Origin of the sequence: Rhodanobacter ginsengisoli, from assembly GCF_042657065.1 — a bacterium.
Classification (GTDB): domain Bacteria; phylum Pseudomonadota; class Gammaproteobacteria; order Xanthomonadales; family Rhodanobacteraceae; genus Rhodanobacter; species Rhodanobacter ginsengisoli.
This window is the reverse complement of record NZ_JBHSNF010000011.1, coordinates 1-1623: the sequence shown is the minus strand read 5'-3', so window position 1 is coordinate 1623 and position 1623 is coordinate 1. Positions and strand designations below refer to the sequence as shown.

At 68.0% G+C, this 1623-nt stretch carries 1 protein-coding gene; it reads right to left on the bottom strand.

Translation table 11 applies throughout. From position 1 onward, the window contains the following. Positions 1 to 1623, bottom strand: a 1623-nt coding sequence (locus ACFPPA_RS19040) for a beta strand repeat-containing protein (protein ID WP_377322840.1), incomplete at both ends; no start/stop codon positions are given.

Below are 1623 nucleotides of genomic sequence, written 5' to 3'. Positions count from 1 at the left end.
CCGGCCCCGCCACTGCTGCCGTCACCGACCCGGATCGCGGGAGCGATGCTGCCGTTGGCGACCAGGGTCAGCGCGTTCCCGTCCAGCACATAGCCGTTGGTCGCGAACTGCATGCCGGTCGTACTCACCGTGCCAGCCGCGCTGTCGACGGTGACGGTGCCGGCGGCGCCACCAAAGATCGCGAAGCCCGGCTGCGGCTGCATCGCCGTGGTGACGCTGCCGGTGGCATCGGTCCAGTTCGGCGAGGTGACTGACCAGGTGCCGTTGCCGCCGCCCGACTGCGTGGATGAGGCCTGACCGTTACCGTTCCAGAAGTCCAGGGTCAGACCCGTCGTGTTGAGCAGGTTGATCTGCTTGCTGCCGGTCAGCGTCTGAATGCTGAGGGTACTGCCTGCCGGCACGGTGCCGAGGGTGACGCCGCCGTTGGTCTCGGTCAGCGAGCCACCGTAGCTGAACACGTTGTACAGACCCTGGCCAAAACCGGGGTCGGCAACGACATTCAAGGTGGCACCATTGAGCGTCAGATTGCCATCCACGACCACCTGGTCACCGGTGCCGGCGGTGCTGTAGTCGGAACCGGGTGCACCGAACTCGTAGTCGAGCATGGCGCCCTGCGCCACGGTCAGGTCACCAGCCACCGTCAGCGTGCCGATGCTGCCGCCCGGTGAGAGGTGCGCGCCGCTGGCGACGGCCACGTTGCCGCCGATGGTGCCGTGGCCGCCCAGGGTGGCACCGCTGTCGACGCCGACATTGCCGGCAATCGACGCCGTCGGGTGGGCGCTGTCGCCAACCAGCAAGGTGCCGGCGGCCACGGTGGTGTCGCCGGTATAGCTGTTGATGCTGTTGAGCAGCAGTACGCCACCGCCATTCTGCGTCAGCGTGCCGCTGCCACTGATGGCGCCTGCGAACGTCACATCGTCGGAGTGATCGAAGGCGAGGGCGCCGTTGTCGGTAACGTCGCCGGCGATCGCACCCGTGGTGCCGCCATTGCCGATCTGCAGCGTCCCGGTGCCGATCGTGGTGCCGCCGGTGTAGGTGTTGGTGCCGGTCAGAGTCAGCACGCCACTGCCGACCTGGGCGAGGCTACCGCTGCCGCTGATGACGTTGCCGAAGGTGACCGCATCGGAACGGTCGAAGGCGAGGGTGCCGTTGTCGGTGACGTCGCCGGCGATCGCACCCGTGGTGCCGCCGTTGCCGAGCTGCAGCGTGCCGGTGCCGATCGTGGTGCCACCGGTGTAGGTGTTGGTGCCGGTCAGAGTCAGCACGCCACTGCCGACCTGGGTGAGGCTACCGCTGCCGCTGATGACGTTGCCGAAGGTGACCGCATCGGAACGGTCGAAGGCGAGGGTGCCGTTGTCGGTGACATCGCCCACGATCGAACCCGTGGTGCCGCCGTTGCCGATCTGCAGCGTGCCTGCGCTGATCGTGGTGCCACCGCTGTAGCTGTTGGCGCCGGACAGGATCTCGGTGCCGCCATCGAGTGCCAGCCCACCACCGCCGCTGATCGTGCCGGCGAAGGTGCTGCTGCCGTTGCTCAGGGTGAGGTTGTTCGTGCCCAGGCTGACGTTGCCGTTGCCCGACAGCGAGACGATCGACGCACCGCCGGCCGCGGCACTGATGTCG